The organism is Roseomonas indoligenes (assembly GCF_017813365.1).
GTDB classification, from domain to species: Bacteria; Pseudomonadota; Alphaproteobacteria; order Acetobacterales; family Acetobacteraceae; genus Roseomonas; species Roseomonas indoligenes.
Genome location: NZ_JAGIZA010000003.1, coordinates 277431 through 299631 on the forward strand (window position 1 = coordinate 277431; position 22201 = coordinate 299631).

Annotated in this window: 24 protein-coding genes; 8 read left to right on the plus strand and 16 right to left on the minus strand. The window is 70.6% G+C overall.

Annotated features, from left to right (window positions below):
• Positions 1–10 precede the first annotated feature (10 nt).
• The 3 genes from sufC to J5Y10_RS06390 are packed head-to-tail and all read right to left on the minus strand — an operon-like array spanning position 11 to position 2752.
• Entirely contained in the window at positions 11–760 is a 750-nt protein-coding gene (sufC, locus tag J5Y10_RS06380; RefSeq protein WP_209371940.1) for a Fe-S cluster assembly ATPase SufC, read from the minus strand.
• Positions 761–783: 23 nt separating this feature from the next.
• Positions 784–2280 (minus strand): Fe-S cluster assembly protein SufB, encoded by a 1497-nt coding sequence (gene sufB, locus J5Y10_RS06385; RefSeq protein ID WP_209371941.1) that lies wholly within the window; start codon positions 2278–2280, stop codon positions 784–786.
• Between the two features lie 10 nt (positions 2281–2290).
• Positions 2291–2752: an SUF system Fe-S cluster assembly regulator gene (locus tag J5Y10_RS06390; RefSeq protein ID WP_209371942.1), complete on the minus strand. Its 462-nt coding sequence runs from the start codon at positions 2750–2752 to the stop codon at positions 2291–2293.
• 216 nt (positions 2753–2968) lie between these two features.
• Here J5Y10_RS06390 and J5Y10_RS06395 point away from each other — a divergent pair, with 216 nt between their 5' ends.
• Entirely contained in the window at positions 2969–3655 is a 687-nt protein-coding gene (locus J5Y10_RS06395) for an NUDIX hydrolase (protein WP_342452854.1), read from the plus strand.
• A gap of 198 nt (positions 3656–3853) precedes the next feature.
• Here J5Y10_RS06395 and J5Y10_RS06400 read toward each other — a convergent pair whose 3' ends face one another.
• From J5Y10_RS06400 to J5Y10_RS06425, 6 genes are all read right to left on the minus strand, one after another.
• Positions 3854–4750 carry an MBL fold metallo-hydrolase gene (locus J5Y10_RS06400; protein WP_209371943.1) on the minus strand — a complete coding sequence of 299 codons (897 nt, stop codon included), beginning with the start codon at positions 4748–4750 and terminating at the stop codon, positions 3854–3856.
• Positions 4747–5643, minus strand: a complete 897-nt coding sequence (locus J5Y10_RS06405; protein WP_209371945.1) for a DMT family transporter — start codon at positions 5641–5643, stop codon at positions 4747–4749. Before J5Y10_RS06405 ends, J5Y10_RS06400 begins: the two co-directional genes overlap by 4 nt.
• Positions 5643–6584, minus strand: coding sequence for a DMT family transporter (locus tag J5Y10_RS06410; RefSeq protein ID WP_245214365.1), 942 nt, complete (start codon positions 6582–6584; stop codon positions 5643–5645). Before J5Y10_RS06410 ends, J5Y10_RS06405 begins: the two co-directional genes overlap by 1 nt.
• On the minus strand, positions 6577–7404 hold the full coding sequence (locus J5Y10_RS06415) for an HTD2 family dehydratase (protein ID WP_342452855.1): 828 nt from the start codon (positions 7402–7404) through the stop codon (positions 6577–6579). The genes J5Y10_RS06410 and J5Y10_RS06415 overlap by 8 nt, the downstream gene beginning before the upstream one ends.
• Before the next feature lie 102 nt (positions 7405–7506).
• Positions 7507–9144, minus strand: coding sequence for a Na+/H+ antiporter (locus J5Y10_RS06420; protein WP_209371947.1), 1638 nt, complete (start codon positions 9142–9144; stop codon positions 7507–7509).
• 9 nt (positions 9145–9153) lie between these two features.
• Complete coding sequence (locus J5Y10_RS06425) at positions 9154–10785, minus strand: hypothetical protein (RefSeq protein WP_209371949.1); 1632 nt, start codon at positions 10783–10785, stop codon at positions 9154–9156.
• Positions 10786–11052: 267 nt separating this feature from the next.
• Between J5Y10_RS06425 and J5Y10_RS06430 the strand changes: the two genes are divergently transcribed.
• The 4 genes from J5Y10_RS06430 (at position 11053) to J5Y10_RS06445 (ending at position 13611) form a co-directional block, all read left to right on the plus strand.
• Entirely contained in the window at positions 11053–11778 is a 726-nt protein-coding gene (locus J5Y10_RS06430) for a class I SAM-dependent methyltransferase (RefSeq protein WP_209371951.1), read from the plus strand.
• A gap of 89 nt (positions 11779–11867) precedes the next feature.
• The gene (locus J5Y10_RS06435; protein WP_209371953.1) at positions 11868–12851 is read left to right on the plus strand and encodes a glycosyltransferase family 2 protein; all 984 of its coding nucleotides are present in this window, start codon (positions 11868–11870) and stop codon (positions 12849–12851) included.
• Positions 12848–13183, plus strand: a complete 336-nt coding sequence (locus tag J5Y10_RS06440; RefSeq protein WP_209371955.1) for a DMT family transporter — start codon at positions 12848–12850, stop codon at positions 13181–13183. Before J5Y10_RS06435 ends, J5Y10_RS06440 begins: the two co-directional genes overlap by 4 nt.
• The gene (locus tag J5Y10_RS06445) at positions 13180–13611 is read left to right on the plus strand and encodes a DUF3574 domain-containing protein (protein ID WP_209371957.1); all 432 of its coding nucleotides are present in this window, start codon (positions 13180–13182) and stop codon (positions 13609–13611) included. The genes J5Y10_RS06440 and J5Y10_RS06445 overlap by 4 nt, the downstream gene beginning before the upstream one ends.
• A gap of 39 nt (positions 13612–13650) precedes the next feature.
• Here J5Y10_RS06445 and J5Y10_RS06450 read toward each other — a convergent pair whose 3' ends face one another.
• The 4 genes from J5Y10_RS06450 to J5Y10_RS06465 form a co-directional block, all read right to left on the minus strand.
• The gene (locus J5Y10_RS06450; RefSeq protein WP_209371958.1) at positions 13651–13863 is read right to left on the minus strand and encodes a hypothetical protein; all 213 of its coding nucleotides are present in this window, start codon (positions 13861–13863) and stop codon (positions 13651–13653) included.
• Positions 13864–14190: 327 nt separating this feature from the next.
• Positions 14191–14412 (minus strand): DUF1150 family protein, encoded by a 222-nt coding sequence (locus J5Y10_RS06455; protein WP_209371959.1) that lies wholly within the window; start codon positions 14410–14412, stop codon positions 14191–14193.
• Between the two features lie 112 nt (positions 14413–14524).
• Positions 14525–14962, minus strand: coding sequence for an Hsp20 family protein (locus tag J5Y10_RS06460; protein ID WP_209371960.1), 438 nt, complete (start codon positions 14960–14962; stop codon positions 14525–14527).
• Positions 14963–15104: 142 nt separating this feature from the next.
• A complete protein-coding gene (locus J5Y10_RS06465; RefSeq protein ID WP_209371961.1) occupies positions 15105–15887 on the minus strand; it encodes a tetratricopeptide repeat protein in 783 nt (260 codons plus the stop codon).
• 119 nt (positions 15888–16006) lie between these two features.
• Here J5Y10_RS06465 and def point away from each other — a divergent pair, with 119 nt between their 5' ends.
• From def to truA, 3 genes are read left to right on the plus strand one after another with little or no spacing between them, the layout of a single operon-like run.
• Positions 16007–16546: a peptide deformylase gene (def, locus tag J5Y10_RS06470; RefSeq protein ID WP_209371962.1), complete on the plus strand. Its 540-nt coding sequence runs from the start codon at positions 16007–16009 to the stop codon at positions 16544–16546.
• Positions 16547–16566: 20 nt separating this feature from the next.
• Positions 16567–17472 (plus strand): methionyl-tRNA formyltransferase, encoded by a 906-nt coding sequence (gene fmt / locus J5Y10_RS06475; protein WP_209372258.1) that lies wholly within the window; start codon positions 16567–16569, stop codon positions 17470–17472.
• 1 nt (position 17473) lies between these two features.
• On the plus strand, positions 17474–18238 hold the full coding sequence (gene truA, locus J5Y10_RS06480; protein ID WP_209371963.1) for a tRNA pseudouridine(38-40) synthase TruA: 765 nt from the start codon (positions 17474–17476) through the stop codon (positions 18236–18238).
• A 40-nt stretch (positions 18239–18278) separates the two neighbouring features.
• Here truA and J5Y10_RS06485 read toward each other — a convergent pair whose 3' ends face one another.
• The 3 genes from J5Y10_RS06485 to J5Y10_RS06495 all read right to left on the minus strand — a co-directional run bounded on the left by J5Y10_RS06485 (position 18279) and on the right by J5Y10_RS06495 (position 22179).
• Entirely contained in the window at positions 18279–18983 is a 705-nt protein-coding gene (locus J5Y10_RS06485) for a PEP-CTERM sorting domain-containing protein (RefSeq protein ID WP_209371965.1), read from the minus strand.
• A gap of 200 nt (positions 18984–19183) precedes the next feature.
• Positions 19184–20623, minus strand: a complete 1440-nt coding sequence (locus tag J5Y10_RS06490; protein WP_209371967.1) for an NAD-dependent succinate-semialdehyde dehydrogenase — start codon at positions 20621–20623, stop codon at positions 19184–19186.
• Positions 20624–20637: 14 nt separating this feature from the next.
• Positions 20638–22179: an acetolactate synthase large subunit gene (locus tag J5Y10_RS06495; protein ID WP_209371969.1), complete on the minus strand. Its 1542-nt coding sequence runs from the start codon at positions 22177–22179 to the stop codon at positions 20638–20640.
• Between the last annotated feature and the right edge of the window lie 22 nt (positions 22180–22201).

Genomic DNA, 22201 nt, shown 5'->3' on the forward strand with positions numbered 1-22201 from the left:
CGCATCCCCCTCAGGCGGCCTCGCCGAGAACGCCGGCGTAACCCTCGGCCTCCAGGCGATGCGCCAGCTCCGGCCCGCCAGAGGTCAGGATGCGGCCATCGGCCAGCACATGCACCCGGTCCGGCACGATGTGGTTCAGCAGGCGCTGGTAGTGGGTGATGACGAGGGCGGAGAAGTTCGGCCCGCGCATGGCGTTCACGCCGTCGGAGACGATCTTCAGCGCGTCGATGTCCAGCCCGCTATCCGTCTCGTCGAGGATCGCGATCTTCGGCTGCAGCAGCGCCATCTGCAGAATCTCGTTCCGCTTCTTCTCGCCGCCGGAGAAGCCGACATTCACGCCGCGCTTCAGCATGTCCTCCGGCATGGAGAGCTCCTTCATGCGGGCGCGCGCCAGCTTCAGGAACTGCATCGCGTCCACCTCCGGCTCCCCGCGCGTGCGGCGGATGGCGTTCAAGGCGGTGCGCAGGAAGTTAGCATTGCCCACGCCGGGCAGTTCCACCGGGTACTGGAAGGCCAGGAACAGGCCGGCGGCGGCGCGCTCCTCCGGCTCCATGTCCAGCAGGTCCTGCCCGTTCAGCGTCACGGAGCCGCCGGTGATCTCGTATCCCTCGCGGCCCGAGAGCGCGTAGGACAGGGTGGACTTCCCGGCGCCGTTCGGCCCCATGATGGCGTGGATCTCGCCATCCGGCACCTCAAGGTTCACGCCCTTGAGGATCGCTTTGCCATCGACCTCGGCGGTCAGGTTCTCGATACGCAGCATGTCTCTAACTCTCCGCGCCGGGCTTACCCGACGCTCCCTTCCAGGCTGATCTGCAGCAGCTTCTGCGCCTCGACCGCGAACTCCATCGGAAGCTCCTTCAGCACCTCGCGGCAGAAGCCGTTCACGATCAGGCCCACGGCGTCCTCCTGCGACAGCCCGCGCTGCCGGCAATAGAACAGCTGGTCCTCCGCGATCCGGCTCGTCGTCGCCTCGTGCTCGGTCTTGGCCGTCATGCAGCGGTTCTCGATGTAGGGCACGGTATGCGCCCCACACAGATCGCCGATCAGCAGGCTGTCGCACTGGGTGAAGTTGCGCGCGTTCGCTGCCTTCGGGCTGATCCGCACCAAGCCGCGATAGGTGTTCTGCCCCTTGCCCGCCGAGATGCCCTTGGAGACGATCGTGCTGCGGGTGTTCTTGCCCAGGTGGATCATCTTCGTGCCGGTATCGGCCTGCTGGTGGTTGTTGGTGATCGCCACCGAGTAGAACTCGCCCACCGACTCCTCGCCCTGCAGGATGCAGGACGGGTACTTCCAGGTGATGGCGGAACCCGTCTCCACCTGCGTCCAGCTCACCTTGCTACGGCGGCCACGGCAGGCCGCGCGCTTGGTGACGAAGTTGTAGATGCCGCCCTTCCCGTTCTCGTCGCCCGGGTACCAGTTCTGGACCGTGCTGTACTTGATGGAGGCATCGTCCATCGCGACAAGCTCCACCACCGCCGCGTGAAGCTGGTTCTCGTCTCGCTGCGGGGCCGTGCAGCCCTCCAGGTAGGAGACGGTCGAGCCCTCATCCGCGATGATCAGGGTGCGCTCGAACTGCCCCGTGCTCTTCGCGTTGATGCGGAAGTAGGTGGAGAGCTCCATCGGGCAGCGCACGCCCTTGGGGATGTAGACAAAGCTGCCATCCGTAAAGACCGCGCTGTTCAGCGCCGCGAAGAAGTTGTCGGTGTGCGGCACCACGGTGCCCAGGTACTTCCGCACCAGATCCGGGTGGTTTTGCACCGCCTCGGAGATGGAGCAGAAGATGATCCCCTCCTTCTCCAGCCGGCCCTTGTAGGTGGTGGCAACGGATACGCTGTCGAAGACCGCGTCGATCGCGATCGGCAGGCGGCCGTCGGACGGACTCTCGCCCGCGCCCTCCACGCCGGCCAGGATGGCCTGCTCCTTCAGCGGGATGCCGAGCTTGGCATAGGTCTTCAGCAACTCCGGATCGACCTCGTCCAGCGACTTCGGCCCGACCTTCTCCTTCGGCGCCGCGTAGTAATAGGCGTCCTGGTAGTCGATCGGCGGATAGGTCACGGCCGGCCAGCGCGGCTCCTCCATGCCCTTCCAGGCCTCAAAAGCGCGCAGCCGCCAATCCAGCAGCCAGGACGGCTCGTTCTTCTTCGCGGAGATGAAGCGGACGATGTCCTCGTTCAGCCCCTTGGGGGCGAACTCCATCTCGATGTCGGTCTCGAACCCCCACTTGTAGGCGCCCTGCGTGGCGTCCCGGACGGTATCGAGGGTCTCTTCGACGGCAGGCATGTCAGATCCCTTACTCGGCCGCCAGATGGGCGGTGGGGGAAACAGGGGCGCGGCGATGGGCATCCGCGCAGGTGGGCCGGGCCAGGTCGGCGATGGTCACGGCGGAGAGCGCGGCGCGCACCGCCTCGTTCACGGGGTTCCAGCGGCCGTGGATGGGGCAGTGCCCCTCCGCCTCGCAGCCACCGGTGCCACCCTCCACGCAGGCCGTCAGGGCGATCGGGCCGTCCATCGCCACCACAACCTCGGCGAGGTTGATGGCGGTGATCGCGCGCGCCGCCCGGTGCCCGCCCCGTGCCCCGCGCTGGGCCTCGACGAGCCCGGCCTGGGAGAGGATGCGCAGCACTTTCGCCACCGTCGGCTCGGCTATGCCGGTCGCGGCGGAAAGGGAGGGGGCGGTGTGCAGCCCGCCCTCCTGCCCCAGCCGGGCGAGGAGGACGACCGCGTAATCCGCGAGTTTGGACAGGCGAAGCACGGTGATGTCGGACCGGAGAATGGATACCAGACCCCAGCGGTCCGGTATGGGGTGGAAATGCGTCCTCGCCCGCACACTGTCAAGGAGCCCGCGCCGGCGTGCCCGGCAAAAACAACGACTTGCGAGTGATTCGCGGCTGGCATGCGGCGGCGCCATGCCTTCCGCCCCGCCGACCCGCGGCCTAGAAGAGCGGGAAGAAGCGTACAGGCAGGCCCCGTGACGGAATCCATGCGCCCCACCGACTTCACCGCCGCCGGTGAGGCCCCTCCCACCAAGCCCGTCCACCCCAGGGATGCCGCCACGCTCCTGCTCTGGCGCGAATCCGGCGGGCACCTTGAGGTGCTGATGGGCGTGCGCAGCGTGAAGCACCGCTTCATGCCCAGCCGCCTCGTCTTCCCCGGCGGCCGCGTGGACCTGGAGGACCGCACGACCCCCGTCCTCTCGGACCTGCACCCCCCTACCCGCCGCGCCCTGGAACACCGTGCCCCGTCCCGGCTGGCCCGCGCCATCGCGGTTGCCGCCGCGCGGGAGCTGATGGAGGAAACGGGCCTTCTCCTCGGCCGTATGGAGAATGGCCGCCTCCACGCCGACCTCGCCCCGATGCGATACCTCTGCCGCGCCGTCACCCCGGCGATGAGCCCGGTCCGATTCAACGCCCGGTTCCTGATGGCCCCGGCCGAAACCGTCAGCGGCGAACTGGCCGGCTCCGGCGAGCTGGAGCACCTGGAATACCACCGCGTGGATTCCACCCCGGCCCATGACATGGCACCGATCACCGCGAAGGTGCTTGGCGAGTTCCGGGACCTCATGGCCCTGCCCGAGGCGGAGCGGGAAACCCGCCCCCTGGTCTGGTACCAGGGCCGCGACACCCGCCGGCTGGAACGCGCCCAGGCCGGCGGCTAAAGCCGGCGCGCCGCCCCGTCCCCGGGAGTACCAGTCAGCCTTCCGGCAACTCCCCCACCGCGATCCGCCGCAGCGCCTCACCCAGGTCGAAGCATTCCGTCGCGCCTCGTGGGATGGGCCAGCCAGACCTTCCGGCGCGCGCAGAAGGCCTCGAAGGCGGTCTGCCAGGTCAGGGTGAAAGGTAGCGCAACGCCATCCTCAGGCCACCGCCCGGAACTGCCCTTCCTCCTCCCGCGCCGCCCCTTCCCGCGCCAGCTTCAGCAGGTGCGCCAGCAGGCTGCGCGCCGCCGCCGGCACCAGCCGTTCCTCCAGGGACGAGCCGTAGACCGTCCGCACCAGCTCCGTCGCGGAGACCGGCCCCGGCGCCGCGCGCAGTGCCGAAAGCACCGCCGCCTCCCGCTCCCGCCGATGCGCGATGAGCGCGGCGATATAGGTGCCGGGATCGTCCTGCGCCGGCCCGTGCCCGGGCAAAAGCAGGCTGTCGCCGCGCGCCGCCACCCGGTCCAGCGAGCGCATGTAATCCGCCATGTCGCCATCGGGCGGGGAGACGATGCTGGTGGACCAGGCCATCACATGGTCCGCGCTGAACAGCACCCCCGACGGCGCCAGCGCCGCATCCGCCTCCAGCGCGAAGCAGAGGTGGTTTGCGCAATGGCCGGGCGTGTGCAGCGCCGTCAGCCGCCAGCCCTCCCCCTCCACAACGGCGCCGTCGGCCAGGCGGGTGTCGGGCGAGAAGTCGTGGTCGCCGCCCTCTCCCTCGGATGGCGGGGTCAGGTGCGGCCCGAAGCCCAGCGTCTCCGCCCCTGTCACCGCCTTCAGCGGCGCCGTGCCGGGCGAGTGGTCCCGGTGCGTGTGTGAAACGAGGACCCGCGTCACCCGCTCCCCCGCTGTCGCTGCCAGCAGGGCATCCAGATGTGCCGCATCCACCGGGCCAGGGTCCAGCACCGCCACCTCGCCCCGCCCGATGAGGTAAGTGTTGGTGCCGCGGAAGGTGAAGGGCCCGGGGTTGTTGCAGATCACCCGCCGGATGCCCGGCGCGATCCACTCCACCTCTCCAGGGACCAGGGGATCGTCACGCCGGAACACAGGGTTCATCGCGCCCTCCTGAACTCGCTGCGGAGGATCAGGACACCTGCCCCCACGATCAGAACGCTGCCCGCCAGCATAGGCAGGCCGGGCAGCTCGCCCCAGAGCATCCAGCCCAGCAGCGCCGCCCAGAGCAGCCCCGTATAGGTGTAGGGCCCGAGGGAGGAGACCTGCGCGCTGGCGAAGGCCTCCGTATTCAGCACCTGGCCCACCCCGCCGATCACCCCGATCAGCACCAGCATCCCCAGATCCGGCCAGGAAGGAGTGGTCCAGAAGAAGGGGAGCGCCAGCCCCGTCATCGCCGTCATCATCAGGGCCTGCCAGAGCACGATGGTGGTGCTCGCCTCCGTCGCCGAGAGCTGCCGCACCAGCATGGTGGAGAGCGCGGCGAAGAACCCGCCCATCGCCGCCGTCAGATAGCCCACCAGCATGCCCGATCCGCCGGTGGTACCGGTGCCCGCGCCGAGTTCCGCCCCCTTGCCCGCCGCGATCGCCAGCACGCCGAGGAAGCCGATGATCACCGCACCCCAGCGCGCCGGCCCTGGCCGCTCCCCCAGCCAGGGGATGGCGAGGAGGATGACGAAGAGCGGCTGCGTGTAGTTCAGCGCCGTCTGCTCCGCGAGCGGCAGGAACGACAGCGCGAAGAAGGAGCAGCCCATGGCCACCATGCCCGTGAAGGCCCGCCCGGCATGCCCCACCAGCCGCCGCGTCCGCAGCAGCGCCCCCATCCGCAGCCCCGCCACCAGCACGATGGGCAGGGAGAAGAAATTCCGGAAGAACATCAGTTCCAGGAAGCTGTATCGCGGGCTCAGCGCCTTCACGCAGGCGCCCATGACCGCGAAGCAGGCGGTGGCGCCGAGCATCATCAGCGCGCCGCGGCGGGCATCGTGCCGCAACGGCATCAGCCCACCCCTGCCAGGCCGGGGCGGGCGGCGATCTCCGCCGCGCGCGCCAGCCGCGCCCGCACCCTCTCCCGGTATAGGTTGTACAGCCCTGCCGCGACCACCACGGACGCGCCCAGCACGGTCGTCGTCGCCGGCACGTCGCCCCAGACCAGCAGCCCGACCACGGTGCCCATCACCAGCGTCGAGTACTCGAAGGGCGCCAGCAGACCCACCGGCGCCAGCGCGAAGCCCCGGGCGAACAGGAAATGCGCGCAGGCGTTGCCGAAGCCGAGGATCAGGATCGCCACCACCCCGCCCGCGGAAGGCCAGCCCAGCGGGGGGAACAGCGGCAGCACCGCGATCCCCACGGGCACATGCGCCACCATCAGCCAGAAGGTCACGCCCGCCGGACGATCCGTGCGCGCCAGCACGCGCATCCACAGCCGCGTCAGCGCCATCAGCCCGACGCCCGCCAGCAGCACCCCCGCTTCCCATCGCCAGAGGTCGCCGCCCGGCCGCACCATCACCAGCACGCCGAGGAAGCCCGCGAAGGTGGAGAGCCATCGGCGCCACCCCACCGCCTCCCCCAGAAGCGGGATGGCCAGCAGCGTCATGGCCAGCGGCGCCATGGCCGCCACGGCGTAGCTGTCCCCCAGCGGCATGCCGCGCACCCAGGCGAAGTAGAAGGTCACCGTCACCACGCAGTGCAGGAGGCACCGCCAGAGCATCAGGGACCGGTTCACCGGCCGCACCCGCCCCGGCGCCCGCCAGGCACCGGTGAGGAGCAGGATGGCGATCGTCCCGATGATCCCTCGCAGGATCATCGCCACCGCCACCCCGATCTCCGGCAGGACCCATTTCACCGCCGCATCGGAGACGGTGACGATGGCGAAGCCCGCGGCCACGCAGCCGATGCCGCGCAGCGCGTCGTCCGGGCGCGCCGTGACAGGTTCAGGCAAAGGTGGCCTCGGCCTCCTGGCAGGTCGCGCCGTCCTCGTCCCGCGTCTCCAGCCGGATCACGCCCTCCGCGTCGCGCCGCCCGAGCAGGAACAGGCACCGCCCGTCGAAGCAGGGCCGCTTGCCGCGATAGGCAAAGCGCGCCAGCGCCGCGCCGGGGCCTGCCAGGTCAAGGGCATGCCGCGCCAGCAGCGTCGCCTGCAACGGACCGTGCACGACGAGGCCGGGATAACCCTCCTCCCCCGTAACATAGGGATGGTCGTAGTGGATGCGGTGCCCGTTCCCCGTCAGCGCGGAGTAGCGGAACAGCATCACCGGATCCGGGATGAGGGAGGCCTCCAGCGCACCGTCCATGGCCGGCGCGGCGGAGGCGGCTTTCACCGCCGCCCCCTCGGTGCCGCGATAGACGATGTCCTGCTCCTCCTCGACCAGCACGCCCCCCGGCCCGTGCAGCACGTGCCCGACGGTGACGAAGACGAGGCGCCCCGACCCTCCGGACTTTTCCTTCACGGAGAGGATGGTGCTGACGCGCCGCAGGGCGTCGCCCGTCCGCACCGGCGCATGGAAGGTCACGCGCCCGCCCGCCCACATGCGGCGCGGCAGGTCATGGACCGGCGGCAGGAAGCCACCGCGGCGGGGATGCCCGTCCGGCCCCAGCCCGTCCGGCATCCGCCAGTCCTGGAACAGGGTCCAGTGCCACAGCGCCGGCCATTCCGGCCCTTCCAGCGGGCGCCCCAGCGTTGCCGCCATACCCTCGGCCAAGCGGGAATCCGCGCGGTCCTCGCGCTCCTCCTGCCGGCCGACATACTCCTCGAACGCCACGTCCCTTGCCCCCTCCCCGGTCCCGGCGGGCAACTTAAACCGCTTTCATGTCGGCGATAGGGCGCCCGGGCCGCGAAGTCGGCATGGCCGACAGGTCCGGCCTCAGCCGTCGTAGCGCAGTTCCAGCAGGTCCACCTCCCGCATCAGCCGCGCCGCCGTCTCCGTCCCGATCCGGCGGCGGCGGACGAGGTCCTGGATCGTCGCGCGCTCGGCCCGCAGCGCGGCGAGCAGCATGGCCCGCTCGGCCGCCTCGCTGCGCCGCGCCAGCCCGTCGGCGGCGCCGTCGCCGGTCCGTCGGTCGATGCGCGCGCGGTAGTAGTCCATGACGCGTCCAGCCGCCTCGACATAGAGGTAGGCGTCGGCCCGGCCCTCCGCCAGCCCGTGCTCCGCCCGCTCCACCGCCCGGATCGCCGCCTCCGCGGCCGCCACCCGCGCGCGGTCCTCCTCATCCGCATGCCCGGGCTCGGGCGGCATCTCCAGCCCGCGCAGCAGCAAGGGCAGACCGATGCTGGCCGTGACGAGGGAGAGGATGATCACCCCCATCGCCAGCAGGATCGCCAGGTCCCGCGCCGGGAAGGGTTCCCCGTCCGACAGGGCGAGCGGAAGGGTCAGGATGCCCGCCAGGGTGATGGCGCCGCGCACCCCGGCCAGGGAGGTGGCAATGAGCAGCCGCCCGCTCGGCCGCTGCACCACCACTCCCCGCAGGTTGGCCCGGAACAGGAAGAAGCGGAGGGAAACCCAGACCCAGGCGAAGCGCAGCGCCGCCAGGGCCAGATTGATGGCCACCACGTAGCCGACGAGCCAGATCGGCTCGTGGTGCCCGGTCAGCTCCACCGTCTCCGCCGCACGGCCGAGGATGCCCGGCAGCTGCTCGCCCAGCAGCACGAAGATGATGCCGTTCGCGACGAACTGGATCGTGTCCCAGACCGTGGCCCGCTGCATGCGTGTAGAGGCCGCGGCCGGCCCCCTTGCCTCGGCGAAGCTCATCGTGACCCCCGCAGCCACCGCGGCCAGGATGCCGGAGCAGTGCAGGTGCTCCGCCAGCAGGTAGGAGCCGAAGGGAATGAGGAGGCTGACGACGATCTGCGTGCCCGCCTCCTCCCCGATGCGGCGGGCGATCCAGGTCTTGGCCCGGGTGACGGCGAGCGTCACCAGCAGCCCCACCCCGATCCCGCCCAGCGCCACCCAGAGAAAGCTCAGCGCCGCGTCATAGAGGGAGAAGGCCCCCGTCATCATCGCCGCCACCGCGAAGCGAAGGCAGACAAGGCCGGATGCGTCGTTGAGGAGGGATTCCCCCTCCAGGATATGCATCAGCCGCTTCGGGATGGGCACGCGCGCGGCGATGGATGTGACGGCGATCGGGTCGGTGGGGGATAGGACGGCCGCCAGCGCGAAGGCGACGGGGAGCGGCATGGCCGGCACCAGCCAGTGGATGAACAGCCCGACGCCCAGCACGGTGAAGACGACGAGCCCGAGTGCCAGCTCCAGGATCGTCCCGGCATCCCGCAGCATCTCCTCCTTGGGGATGCGCCAGCCATCGAGGAACAGCAGCGGCGGGAGGAAGAGGAGGAAGAAGACCTCCGGATTCAGGTCGACCCGGAGGTCAGCGGCCAGCCCCACCAGCCCGCCGAGGGCGATCTGCACGAGGGGCCTGGGTATGGGAACCGGAAGGGCCCGGCTCACCCACCCGCTCACCACCACGGTGAGCAGGAGGATCAGGACAACCGCGATGCTTTCCAAATGCCTGTCTCAATCCTCTCGGACGTAGAGCTTGTAGCCCTCGATCTCGCCCTGCTGCCGGTAGTGCTGGAACGCCTCGGCGAAGAGAGGGTGGCGGCTGAAATACTCGATGAAGTCGAACTCCTTCCCGCACCAGGGAATGCCGACATGCCGGGTCACCAGCACCGCCGATGGCGGGGCGGCCGCGAAGTCCTCGGCCACCGTGCGATAGACGAAGAACTCGGCCCGGGACATCTCCCAGGGCTCGCGATAGCGCTCCCCGCTCTCGGGGCAGCGGCCGTTCACGCCCTGCAGCAGCCACAGGTTCATGAAGCGCAGCGTGGACTGGCTGTGGGCGTAGTTCAGCGCCGGGTAGATCGGCCAGATATCCGGCGTCAGGATCAGCAGCCGCTCGTTCCAGGCGTGCTCCTTCAGCCAGGCCGTCAGGCGGCCGGCCTTCGCGCTCTCGAACTCCAGTTCCCGGAAGGGCGCCTCTCCCCCGCGCACCATGCCCAGGCACAGCGCGGCCGCCAGCAGGGCGGAGAGGACCGGCGCCGCCCGCCGGGCGCGCGCGGCCGGCAGGGCGCCGTCCAGCCAGCGCGCAGCCATCAGCCCGCCCGTCAGCCCGCCCAGCATGAAGGTCGGCGCCACGTGATAGGTCCAGCCCTTGTGCTGCACCCAGGCCGCGAGAAAGGCCCCGCCCATCGCCGCCCAGAGCGCCAGCACCAGCGGCCCGCCCCGCCGCAGCAGGCAGACGCCCGAGACCAGCGCGAGCGCCAGCGCCGCTACCGCCATGTTCGGCGTCATCAGCGCGCTGAAGGCGGAGAGCCCGCCGAGATCGACGTAGTAGTCCCAGACCAGCGGCAGGACGTGGCCGAAGAAGTCCGGAAAGAAGACGGGGATGGAGGCAAGGTAGAGCAGCCAGACCCCCGCCATTGTCCAGGGCACCGGGTCCTTCAGCGCCGCAACGGCCCGCGGCATGCCCCCGGCCACGGCGCCGCGCAGCAGCACCGCCGCCTCCACCAGCAGCGGCACGCCGAGGAAGTGCGGCTTCAGCGCGAAGCCCAGCGCCGCCAGCACCGCAACCCCGAAGGTCATCCGGCGCCCGGTGGGCAGTCCCAGCATGCGCCGGGCGGCCAGCACGGCAAAGGGGATAGCGACGGTGCCCATCAGCACCTCCCGCTGGCCGAAGTCGTAGCCCGGCAGCACCAGCGCCAGCGGCACCAGCGCACCCAGCGCCGCCCGCTCCACCGGCCCGAGCGGCATGTCCCGCGCCATCCGCGCCACGAGCCACCAGCACAGGCCCGCCAGCCCCACGAGGCAGAGGAGAAGCGCGCTGACCCCATCCAGCGGCGTCCATTCCGCGAGATAGCCGGGGATGAGGTTCAGCACGAAGATCAGCGGCGGGTTGACGTCGATCAGCTCGGAATACAGCCGTTCCCCAGCGATCCAGCGCTGCGTGAAGTTCAGCACCGCCGAGACGTCGTGGTTCAGCGGGGGAGAGAGCACCACCGCCAGGAAGAAGGCCGCCGGCAGCAGCGCCGCCGCCCGCCAGAGCCGGGAAGCCAGGGCAGGCGTGACGAGCGAGGTCAGCGGCCGGCGACGCCCGATGGAGAGGCCGGGTGCCTGGCCCGGTAGGGAGGGGGGAACCGGAGCGTTCATGCCGGAGAGGTCTGCGGTCGCATGCTGGGTGGCCATCCTGGGTAGGCTTGGCGGGCGGCGCAACCGGCGCCGGCCGCCCGACGGGGCTTCTACCCCCGAACCCCTTAACAATGGTGAGGGATTGCGGCAGCCCCTGGGCGGGCCTGCCTTGTCCCTGCCGCAGCCCGCTGCCACAAGCGGCGGGCCTCGTTTCCCTGGGCGGAGCCCTCTCCCCGCCCCATCTCACCCCCTCCTCGTCGACGGGCACCGCCGCCCGTGGAGCCGCGCTTGGAAGACGCCGAATACGACCTGATGGACGCTGCGGAGGACAGGATGTGGTGGTACCGCGCCGTCCACGCCCGCCTCCTCGACGTGCTGGAACGCCGGCCGGGCCGCCCTGCCCTCCCTGTCCTGGACGCCGGCTGCGGCACGGGCGGCTTCCTGCGGCGCCTGGCCGACGCCAGCCCCCGCCGCGCTGTCGGGCTGGACTACAACCCCCGCGCCGCCGGCCGCGCGGCCGCCAAGTCCGGCCTTCCCGCCACCGGCGGCACGGTGAACGCCCTGCCCTTCCCGGATGCCAGCTTCGGCGCCGCCGTCTCGGTGGACGTGATCTGCCACGCCGGCGTGGATGAGGCGGCCGCGCTGGCGGAACTCCACCGCGTGCTTGCACCCGGCGCCACGCTGGTGCTGAACCTGCCCGCCTATGCCTGGCTTCACTCCGCCCATGACCGGCGGGTGCACACCGCCCGCCGCTACACCGCCTCCTCCGCCGCCCGGCTCCTGCGCGGGGCCGGCTTCGCCGAGGTCTCGGCCGGGTACTGGAACAGCCTCCTCCTCCCGCTCATGGTTCTCCAGCGGAAGGTCCTGGCCCGGGGGGACGACCATGCGAGCGACGTGGCGGAGTTTCCGCGCTGGCTCGACCGCGTTCTGCACGGCGCGACAGAGGCCGAGCGCCGCCTTCCCATCTCGTTCCCAGCCGGCGGGTCCGTGCTAGTTGCCGCAACTCGCCCCTGATGCGCCATTCTCCCGGCGCATTCGTTCACCCAACTGAATGGACAGATCCCGCCGGGAACTTGCCCGCCACGCGGAACCAGGAAGGCCCCATGCCCAGCGTCGCTCCCTTCGCCGAGACGGTCGGCCTCTCCATCGTTGTTCCCGTCTATCGGGGCGCGGCAACGATCGGCACCCTCGTCGCCGCCCTGTCCGAGCTGCGGCCGGAAGGCGGGATCGAGATCGTGCTGGTGAACGACGGCTCGCCCGACAACTCCGGCGAGGTCTGCCGGCGGCTGGCCGAGACTGCCACCGTGCCCCTCACCTATGTCGAGCACGCCCGGAACTTCGGGGAACACAACGCGGTCATGTCCGGCCTCCGCGTCGCGCGCGGCAGCTACGTCATCACGATGGACGACGACCTGCAGAACCCGCCGGAGGAGGTGATCAAGCTCTACGACCACGCCCGCCTCGGCAACTACGACGTGGTCTACACCCGCTACGCGGTGAAGGAGCACGAGGGCTGGCGCAACCTCGGCAGCCGCTTTGCCAACGGCGTGGCGGACCTGCTGATCGACAAGCCAAAGGGCCTCTACCTCTCCTCCTTCCGCTGCATGTCGGCGCTGGTGGTTCGGGAGATCACGCGCTACGCCGGCCCCTACCCCTATATCGACGGCCTGATCATGCAGGTGACGCAGCGCATCGCCTCCATCGAGGTGCGCCACCTCAAGCGCGTCGAAGGGCACAGCAACTACACGCTGCGGCGCCTCGTGCGGCTCTGGCTGAACCTGGCGACCAACTTCTCCCTGCTGCCCGTGCGCCTCGCCGTCTTCGCGGGCGCCGCCATGGGCGTGCTCGGCGTCGTCGCGGCCCTTTTCGTGATCGCGGAGGCGCTGACGGGCGACCCGCCCTCCGGCTGGGCCTCCACCATGACGGTGACGCTGCTGATCTCCGGCGTGCAGTTCCTCATCCTCGGCGTGCTCGGCGAATATGTCGGCCGCGCCTTCCTCTCCGCGAACGGCACGCCCCAGGGCGTGGTGCGCGACGTGGTGCGCGCCCGCCCCGCGGCGGAAGCCCGGGTGGAGGACGCGGCATGACCCTGCACTGGATGATGCTGGCGGCCGCCATCCTCACCTCGCTGGCCGGGCAGGTCCTGCTGAAGTCCGGCGCGGTGGCGGAGGGCGGCTTCATCGCCCAGCTCTTCCGGCCGCAGACGATCCTCGGCCTCGGCTTCTACGGCGGCGCGGCGCTGCTCTACATCGTGGCGCTTCGGAAAATCCCGATGTCCGTCGCCCTACCCTGCACCGCGGCCTCCTACGTCGTGGCCGTGCTGATTGGCCACTTCGCCTTCGGCGAGGCCCTGGGCGCGCAGAAGATCGCCGCCATCGCCCTGATCAGCGCCGGCGTCGTCGTCCTCGCCACGGCATGAGGGGCCTGGCAGCCCTGCTGCTCCCGGCCATTCTGCAGCTGGCCGCGTGCCAGGCGGGTGGAGCCCCGCCCGCCTGCCCCGCCGGAACCGCCCCCGCCGCCGTCGCGGAGCTCGCCTTCGGGCGCAACGGCCCGGCCGGCTCGCTCCGTGTCACCGACCCCGACTGGGACGCTTTCCTGGCGGAGGAGGTCACGCCCCGCTTTCCGGACGGCCTGACATCCTTCGATGCCATGGGCCAGTGGCGCGGGCGCGATGGCCGCACGGCCCGCGAGCCGTCGAAGCTCCTCTGGCTGGTGGTTCCCGACACGACACTCGAGGAGGCGGGCAGCCGAACGAGGCCCATCGCCGCGGCCTACCGGCGCCGCTTCGGGCAGGAGGCCGTTCTGGCCGTCTATCGTGGCGGGTGTGCGGCGGTGCTGGGGAACTGAAGGGCATCCGTCCCGGCATCACGTCCGCGTCGGCGAGGCTCAGTCGCCCTCGTCGAGGGGGCCGAAATGGCGGCTGAAGCTCGCGGCAAGCTGGGACCGAACCTTCAGGTCCGCCACCGCCCCGCCGCTGACCGGCGCCTCGGTCAGGCATCGCTGCAATTCCCGGCGCAGCCGCCTTATCATCTCGCGCCGCCTCTCAGGCGGCACCTCGCTCAGGACCGACCGGACGGCGGAATCCACCACCGTGTCCATGCTTTGAAATGTCAGTACGACAGGGTGCTGAGAGCCCATCATTACCCCGCATCCCAAGAGAGTTCGGAAAGGCAGGACAACTTACAGCCGCAGCGGCACGAAGCCACCCGTAATGTTGCAGATTCGTACGAATTAGCGAGCCGGCGGTGCTCAAGGTCACGAGCGGCCGAGATCAGGGCCGCCTCCGGGGATGCGGCACCATCTGTAATCGAATGATTGCGCTCTCCCCGATGGAAAAGACGCCCGAGGCCTGGCGGGAGCGGGCCCGAAGGCCGGCTCCCTGGTCCGGTTTAGCCACCAAGCGCCAGATCGCAGCGCCCACGCGCCTCAGTGCACGAGGACCGGCGCCATCTCATGCTGGAGGATGGCGGCAATCGCCAGCGCCTCGGTCGGGGCCGCACCGATCGGGGTTCCGTCGGCGGCATGGATGGCGACAGCCTGGGTGCCGTTCACGGTCACCGGGCGGATATAGGCCATCTCCTGCGCGCCAAACTGCGCCCAGTCCACGGACGACAGGTTGCGAAGGGTGGTGTTCGGGGTCGGGTTCATCACTCTGCTCCTCGCCCGCAGCCGGAATGGCCTGCAGGCTGATAACGCCCGTCGCGCATCCCGGTTCGGCGATACGCTTCGGGCGGGGAAGGTTAGCCGGGGCCGTCGGGCCTCAGGCCTCTCCGTCCACCATGGGGCGGGTGCGGCCGTTGATCTGAATGGTCCTGACACGGACCTCGGGTTGCGGACGCCGCAATTCAACGTGCAACAGGCCGTTGTCGAGCCAGGCGCCCTCGATCTCGATGCCCTCCGCGATCACGAAGGCCCGCTGGAACTGGCGGGCGGCGATTCCGCGGTGCAGGAAGATCCGGCCGTCGGCATCATCCTTCTGCCGCCCGCGGATCACCAGCTGGTTGTCCTCCTGCGTGATCTGCAGGTCGTCCATGGCGAAGCCGGCGACGGCGAGGGTGATCCGCAGCCGATCGGCGGCGATCTGCTCGATGTTGTAGGGCGGGTAACCATCCGAGCTCTTCTGCACGCGGTCGAGCATCTGCTCGAGGTGATCGAAGCCCAGGAACAACGGCGATCCGAAGACCGGCGAGCGCGACATAGGGCGGCATCCTTGACGAAGCGAGGCCACTGGGAACGGCCCATGGAGGCACCGTCCCGAGAGCCCAAATATTGGCAAGGAAGGGCGAAGTTGCAAGCCGTTAACCCCGGCCAGGCGGGTAGCGGCGCGGTGCGGATGTGCCTCAAGCCGCCGCCAGCATCGCCTCCACCTCAGCGAGCACAGCCCGGATCTCCGGCTCCTGCCGCTCCGCGAGCCGGGTCAGCATGGAGCGCCGGAAAGTGGCGTTGGCGAGCCGCGCCGACGCCCGGAACCAGTGCACCGCCTCCGCGATCTGCCCCTCATCCGTCAACAGGGTTCCCAGGTTGAACTGCCCGCGGAAGTCGCCGCGCTCGGCGGAGAGGCGGTAGAGCCGCACGGCGCCCGCCGGATCAGGCGGCGCGTCCCAGCCCTCCTCCATGGCGCGTGCGACCACGTTGATGGACTTCGCATGCCCCTGCGCCGCGGCGGCGCGGTACCAGCGCAGCGCCGCATCGCGGTCCCGCGCCACCCCGTCGCCGCGCATCAGCATGTTCGCGAGGTTATACTGCCCCCAGTCGAAGCCCAACTCGGCCGAGCGGCGGAAATGGTAGACCGCCGCCGCGTAGTCCACCGGCGTTCCCCATCCCAGCTCGTGGCAACGGCCGAGCATCGTCATGCCCTCCGCATCGCCGGCGCCCGCCGCAGCCTTGAACCAGGCCAGGGCGGCGCGCTCGTCCTTCGGAACGCCCAGTCCCTCCAGCAGCATCTGCCCCCAGCGGGTCTGCGCGCCCGCGATCCCGTAGCGGGCCGCGGCCTCCACCCAGGGCGCCGCCTCCTCCGGCGGGGCGGCGAAGGCGGCCGCCAGAGATTCGGGGGAAGCGGCAGTGAGTTCGGTGAAGGTGATGCTGCGGCGCCGGGCCGGGGCGCCGCGGGATGAGGCGGGCATGGCAGGCTGCATCGCACGCCTGCGAACGGCTCGCAACATCCAGCTGGGCCGGGATGCCAGCCTTCCGGCCTTCCCGCAATTCCACTCCGCCGGGATCGGCCCTACATGACGCCCACGCCATGACCGACGATGCTCTCCTCCTCCCCATCCTGCTCCACCCCGCGCCGATCCTCCGCGCCAAGGCCCGTGCCGTGGGCGAAGGCGACGGTGACCGGGTGCGCGACCTCGGATCCCGCATGCTCGCCACCATGTACAAGGCCCCCGGCATAGGCCTGGCCGCGCCCCAGGTGGGCGAGGGCCTCCGGCTCGTCGTGATCGACGTGGCGCGGGAGGGGGAGCCGCCGGCCCCCATGGTCCTGGTGAACCCCGAGATCGTGGCCGAGAGCGAGCAGCGTGCGGTGCGGGAGGAAGGCTGCCTCTCCATCCCCGGCCTCTACGCCGACGTGGAGCGCCCGGCGCGGGTGAAGGCCCGCTGGCGCGAGCTGGATGGCACCCGGCGCGAGGTGGAGGCCGACGGGCTGCTGGCCACCTGCCTGCAGCACGAGATCGACCACCTGGACGGCGTGATGTTCACCGACCACCTCAGCGCGCTGAAGCGGAACATGCTGCTCAAGAAGTTCCTGAAGGAGCAGAAGCTCAAGGCGCGGGAGGCGATGTGAGCACTCCCTCCACCGGGAAGCTGCGCCTTGCCTTCATGGGCAGCCCGGGCTTTTCCGTGCCGGCGCTGCGGGCGCTTCACGCCGCGGGGCACGAGATCGCCATGGTCTACGCCCAGCCGCCCCGCCCGGCCGGGCGCGGGCAGCGGGAGACGCCCTGCCCCGTGCACCAGGCCGCACTGGATCTGGGTCTGCCCGTCCGGACGCCTGCGCGCGTCCGCAAGGACATGGCCGAGCACGAGGCCTTCGCCGCCCTGGACCTGGACGCCGCCGTCGTCGCCGCCTACGGCCTGATCCTGCCGAAGCCGATGCTGGACGCCCCCCGCCTGGGATGCCTGAACATCCATGCCAGCCTGCTGCCACGCTGGCGCGGGGCCGCCCCGATCCAGGCCGCCGTGCTGGCGGGCGATGCGGAGACGGGCATCACCATCATGCGGATGGACGAAGGGCTGGACACCGGCCCGATGCTGCTGCGGGAGACCCTGCCCCTCGGGCCGCGCGCGACGACGCCGGAAGTGCACGACGCGCTGTCCGACATGGGCGCGCGCCTTATCCTTCGCGCGCTGGAGGAGGCCCCCTCCCCCGTCCCGCAGCCCGAGGAAGGCGCGGCCTATGCGCCGAAGCTCGGCAAGGAGGACGGGCGGCTGGACTGGTCGGAGCCGGGTTTGGCGCTGGACCGGCGGGTGCGGGCGATGAATCCCTGGCCTGGCGCCTTCACCGCCTGGAACGGCGAGGTCCTGCGGGTCCTGGCCGCGGAGCCGGCGGAAGGGCATGGCGCGCCGGGCACGGTGCTGGACGACGCGCTGCTGGTCGCCTGCGGCGAAGGCGCGCTGCGGCTGACGCGCGTGCAGCGCGCCGGCAAGGCGGCCATGGCCGCCCCCGACTTCCTGCGGGGCACCCCGGTGCCGCCCGGAACGGCTCTCGGCTGAGATGCCGCGCTACGCCCTGTTGATCGAGTATGACGGGACACCCTTCGTCGGCTGGCAACGCCAGAAGGACGGTCTGTCCGTCCAGCAGGTGCTGGAGGAGGCCGCGGCGCCGCTGAACGGGGGCATCGAGCCGGTGATCGGCGCCGCCGGGCGCACCGATGCCGGGGTTCACGCCGAGGGGCAGGTCGCACAGGTCGATCTTTCCGCCGACCTGCCGGTGGAACGGGTGCGGGAGGCGCTGAACACCCGCTCGCGGCCGCACCCCATCTCCGTGCTCTCCGTCACGCGGCCGCCCGAGGACTGGAGTGCCCGCTTCTCCGCCGTGCACCGATCCTACCGCTACCGGATCCTGAACCGCCGCGCCCGCCCGGGGCTGGATCTCGGTCGGGTCTGGCACGTGCCGCAGCGGCTGGACGCGGCGGCGATGCACGCGGCGGCGCAGGGCCTGCTGGGCTACCACGACTTCTCCGCCTTCCGCGCCGCCGCCTGCCAGGCGAAGGACGCGCTCCGGACGCTGGACCGGCTGGACGTCTCGCGCGAGGGAGAGGAGGTCGTGGTGCGGGTGGAGGCGCGGAGCTTCCTGCACCACCAGGTCAGGAACATGGTCGGCACGCTGGCCCAGGTGGGGCGCGGGCTGCGCCCGGTGAACTGGCCCCGGCAGGTGCTGGATACACGGGACCGTGGGCGCGCCGGGCAGACGGCACCGGCGGACGGGCTATGCTTCGTCTCCGTGCGCTACGCCCCGCCACTGGATTGGGGCGCTTGAGCCGGGGAGGCAGGACCTCCCCGGCTCGTCGGGCCGCCGATCAGGCCGCCTTGTCGGTCCGGCGACGGCGGACATAACCGAGGCCGAGCAGGCCGGCGCCGAAGAGCGCCAGCGACGCAGGCTCCGGCACGGCCACCTGAAGGACGGAGGGCGTGCCGTTCTGCCGGCTGTAGTAGAGCGTGTAGGTGCCGGCGGCGAGGTTGTTGAAGGTGTCCGTCACGACGCTGGTGGGGCCGCTGACGCCGCCGGCGACACGGGTGCCGTTCCGGTATAGGCTGATACCGTCGTCATGGGTGATGGTCAGGCTGGTGCCGGCGGCAAGATTGCCGAGCGAGATGTTGTACCACGAGCCGTAGCCATAGCCGGCGACGCTGCCGCTGGAAGACAGGAAGCCCGCCAGCGTCCCGAAATTGGCGACCTGCGTGCCCTGGTAGGTCACGGTGCCACTGCCCGAATAAGCCGAAACATTGGCGGCGCTGAAGCCGAAGGAGCTGTTCAGGTCGCCCGGCGGGTTGGACGGGTTGTTCTGCGGCGCCGAGTTGTTGAAGCTCAGACTGCCGTTGTAGGTGAAGCTGGCCGAGGCCGTCGATCCCGAAAAGGCCGGCGGGGTGCTCAGCGTGTCGAAGCCGCTGCCGCCCGACAGGCCGGTGATGACCGAGACCGAGTAGGAAGCGGCCTGGGCGCCTCCGGCTGCCAGTGCGGTGAGCGCGATGCCCACCATCAGGGCTTGTTTGAATGACCGCATGATCGTTCTCCCATTCCCGCCTTTTGCCGGCGGGTAGGGGCGTACTGGCAAGGCGCGTGCCGGCGGAAAAACTTGCGTTTATTTAGGACCTTATCCGGCGCTTTCGCCCAACCTGATCGCTCTTCGTAATGAACTTCGACGCGCCGCCCGTCAGACGTTCGGCCGGGGCGGGCCGGGAAACCCCGTCCCGCCCCTCGGGCTCAGAGACCCGCCTGCGTCACGAACTTCGTAACGAGATAGGCCTCGAGCGCCTCCGACCCGCCCTCGCTGCCGTAGCCGCTGTCCTTCACGCCGCCGAAGGGAACCTCGGGCAGCGCCAGGCCGAGATGGTTGATCGTCATCATCCCCGTCTCCACCCGCGCGCCGATCGCCTGGGCCGTGGTGGCGGAGCCGGTGAAGGCATAGGCGGCGAGGCCGAAGGGCAGGCGGTTGGATTCGCTCACCACCTCGTCCAGGTCCGAGAAGCGGTTCACCAGGGCGAGCGGACCGAAGGGCTCCTCGTTCATCGCGCGGGAATCCAGCGGCAGGTCGGAGATGACCGTAGGCTCGTAGAAGTAGCCCTTGTTGCCGATCCGGTTGCCGCCCGTCTGCAGCTTCGCGCCCCGGCCGACCGCATCCTGCACCAGCGCCTCGATGGAGGGCACGCGCCGGTCATTGGCGAGCGGGCCCATCGTCACGCCCTCGTCCATGCCGTTGCCGACCTTGATGGCCTTGGCCGTGGCGGTGAAGGTCTCCAGGAACTCGTCGAAGCTGCGCTCCTGCACCAGGAAGCGCGTGGGCGAGACGCAGACCTGGCCGGCGTTGCGGAACTTGGCGGTGGCGAGGGTCTTCGCGGCCTTCTGGACATCGGCGTCGTCGAAGACGATCGCCGGGGCATGGCCGCCCAGCTCCATCGTGGCGCGCTTCATGTGCTGGCCCGCGAGGCCGGCGAGCATCTTGCCCACGGGGGTGGAGCCCGTGAAGGTGATCTTGCGGATGACCGGGTGCGGGATGAGGTAGCTGCTGATCTCGGCGGGCACGCCATAGACCAGCTGCACCACGCCCTTCGGCACGCCCGCGTCGATGAAGGCGCGGATCAGCTCGGCGGGGGAGGCCGGGGTCTCCTCCGGCGCCTTCACGATGATGGAGCAGCCCGTGGCCAGCGCCGCGGAGAGCTTGCGGACCACCTGGTTGATCGGGAAGTTCCAGGGCGTGAAGGCGGCGACGGGGCCGACCGGCTCGCGCAGGGAGAGCTGGTAGACGCCCTCGGCCCGCGCCGGGATCACGCGGCCATAGGCACGGCGGCCTTCCTCGGCCATCCAGTCGATGATGTCGCCGGCGGCCAGCGTCTCCATCTTCGCCTCGCCGAGGGGCTTGCCCTGCTCGGCCGTCATCATGGCGGCGATGGAATCCGCGCGGCCGCGGAGGATGTCGGCGGCCTTGCGCATCATCTTGTAGCGGTCGAAGACCGAGGTCTTGCGCCACACCTCGAAGCCGCGCTGCGCGGCCGCCAGCGCCTCGTCCAGATCCACCTTCTCGGCATGGGCGACCGTACCGATCACCTCCTCGGTGGCGGGATTGATGATCTCGATCGTCTTGCCGGAGCGCGCGTCGCGCCACTCGCCGTCAATGTGAAGCTGAACCTTCGGGTATTCGGCCATGGTCTGCGTCTCCGTCAGATGACGAGTTCGATGAGGAAGGGCCCAGGGCGGCTCATGCTCTGGGCGAGGAGGTCGGCCAGGGTCTCCAGGGTGGTGGCCTGCGCGGCCTCCACGCCCATGCCCTCGGCGATCTTCACCCAGTTGAGGTCCGGATTCCCCAGATCAAGCATGTTCATCGCCGTTGGGCCGGGATTGGCCCCGACACCCGCATATTCCCCGATGAGAATCTGGTACTTGCGGTTCGAGAGGATAATCGTCGTGACCGGCAGCTTTTCCCGCGCCTGCGTCCAGAGCGACTGCAGGCTGTACATGGCCGAGCCGTCGGCCTGGAGGCTGATGGTCCGGCGCTGCCCCCCGGACCCGATCGCGGCCCCGGTCGCCACGGGCATGCCGTCGCCGATCGCCCCGCCCGTGAGCTGGAGCCAGTCATGCGGCGGGGCGACATGGGTCAGCGGGAAGAAGCCGCGGCCGTAGGAGACGCTCTCGTCGGAGATGATGGCGTTCTCGGGCATCAGGGCGGCGACGACGTTCGCGACGCCCTCCGGGCTCGGGGCACCGCGCGGGGCCTCCGGGCGGGGACCGGGATCGGGGATGGCGGCCTCCGGGGCGCCCATCTCGTCCGCCAGGGCGGCGAGCGCGGCCCCGGCATCGCCCTCCAGCCGGGTCAGGACATGGAACACCGCGTCCTCCCGGTTATGGAAGGACGGCTTCCCGGGATAGGCAAAGAAGGAGACGGGCGGCTTCGCGTTCACGAGAACGATGTGCTCGAGGGACGCAAGGGCCTTGCGGGCGACCTCACCGACATAGGGCACCCGGTCCAGCTGCGGCCGCCCCCGCCCGCGGGCGATGCGGGCGTTGGAGCCCTCCGCCAGCAGCTTGGCGCCGGAGGCCTGGGCGATGCGCCAGGCCAGGGCCTGGTTCTCCGCGCAGAGCGCGGGGCCGCCGAGGAGGATCAGGACATTCCGCTTCTCGCGGAGGAGCTTGGCGACCTTCCCGATCGTCGCCGGATCCGGCGCGACGGCGGCCGGGACCGGCAGCGCCTCCGCCACCAACCCGCCCTCGTCCCAGGAGGCGTCGGAGGGAAGGATCAGAGTGGCGATGCCGCCCGGTGCGGTCCGCGCTTCCTGCACGGCCACGGCGGCGTCCCGCCCGACATCGGCGGATTTCGTTGTGGTGCGGACCCAGGCAGAAACGGGCCGGGCCCAGCCCTCCGTATCGGCCGTCAACTGGGCGTCGAAGGGCCGGTGGTAGGTGGCCTGGTCGCCCACGATGTTGACGATCCCGCTGCGGGCCCGCCGCGCGTTGTGCAGATTGCCCAGTCCATTGGACAGGCCGGGGCCGCAGTGCAGCAGGGTGCAGGCCGGCTTCCCGGCAAGGCGGAAATACCCGTCCGCCATGCCGGTCACCACGTTCTCCTGCAGGCCGAGGACGCAGCGCATGCCGGGGATGGTGTCCAGCGCCGCCACGAAGTGCATCTCGCTGGTGCCGGGATTGGCGAAGCAGGTGTCCACGCCGGATTTCAGCAGGGTATGGACAAGGCTCTGGGCACCGTTCACCGGCTTCGACTCCCCCTTCAGG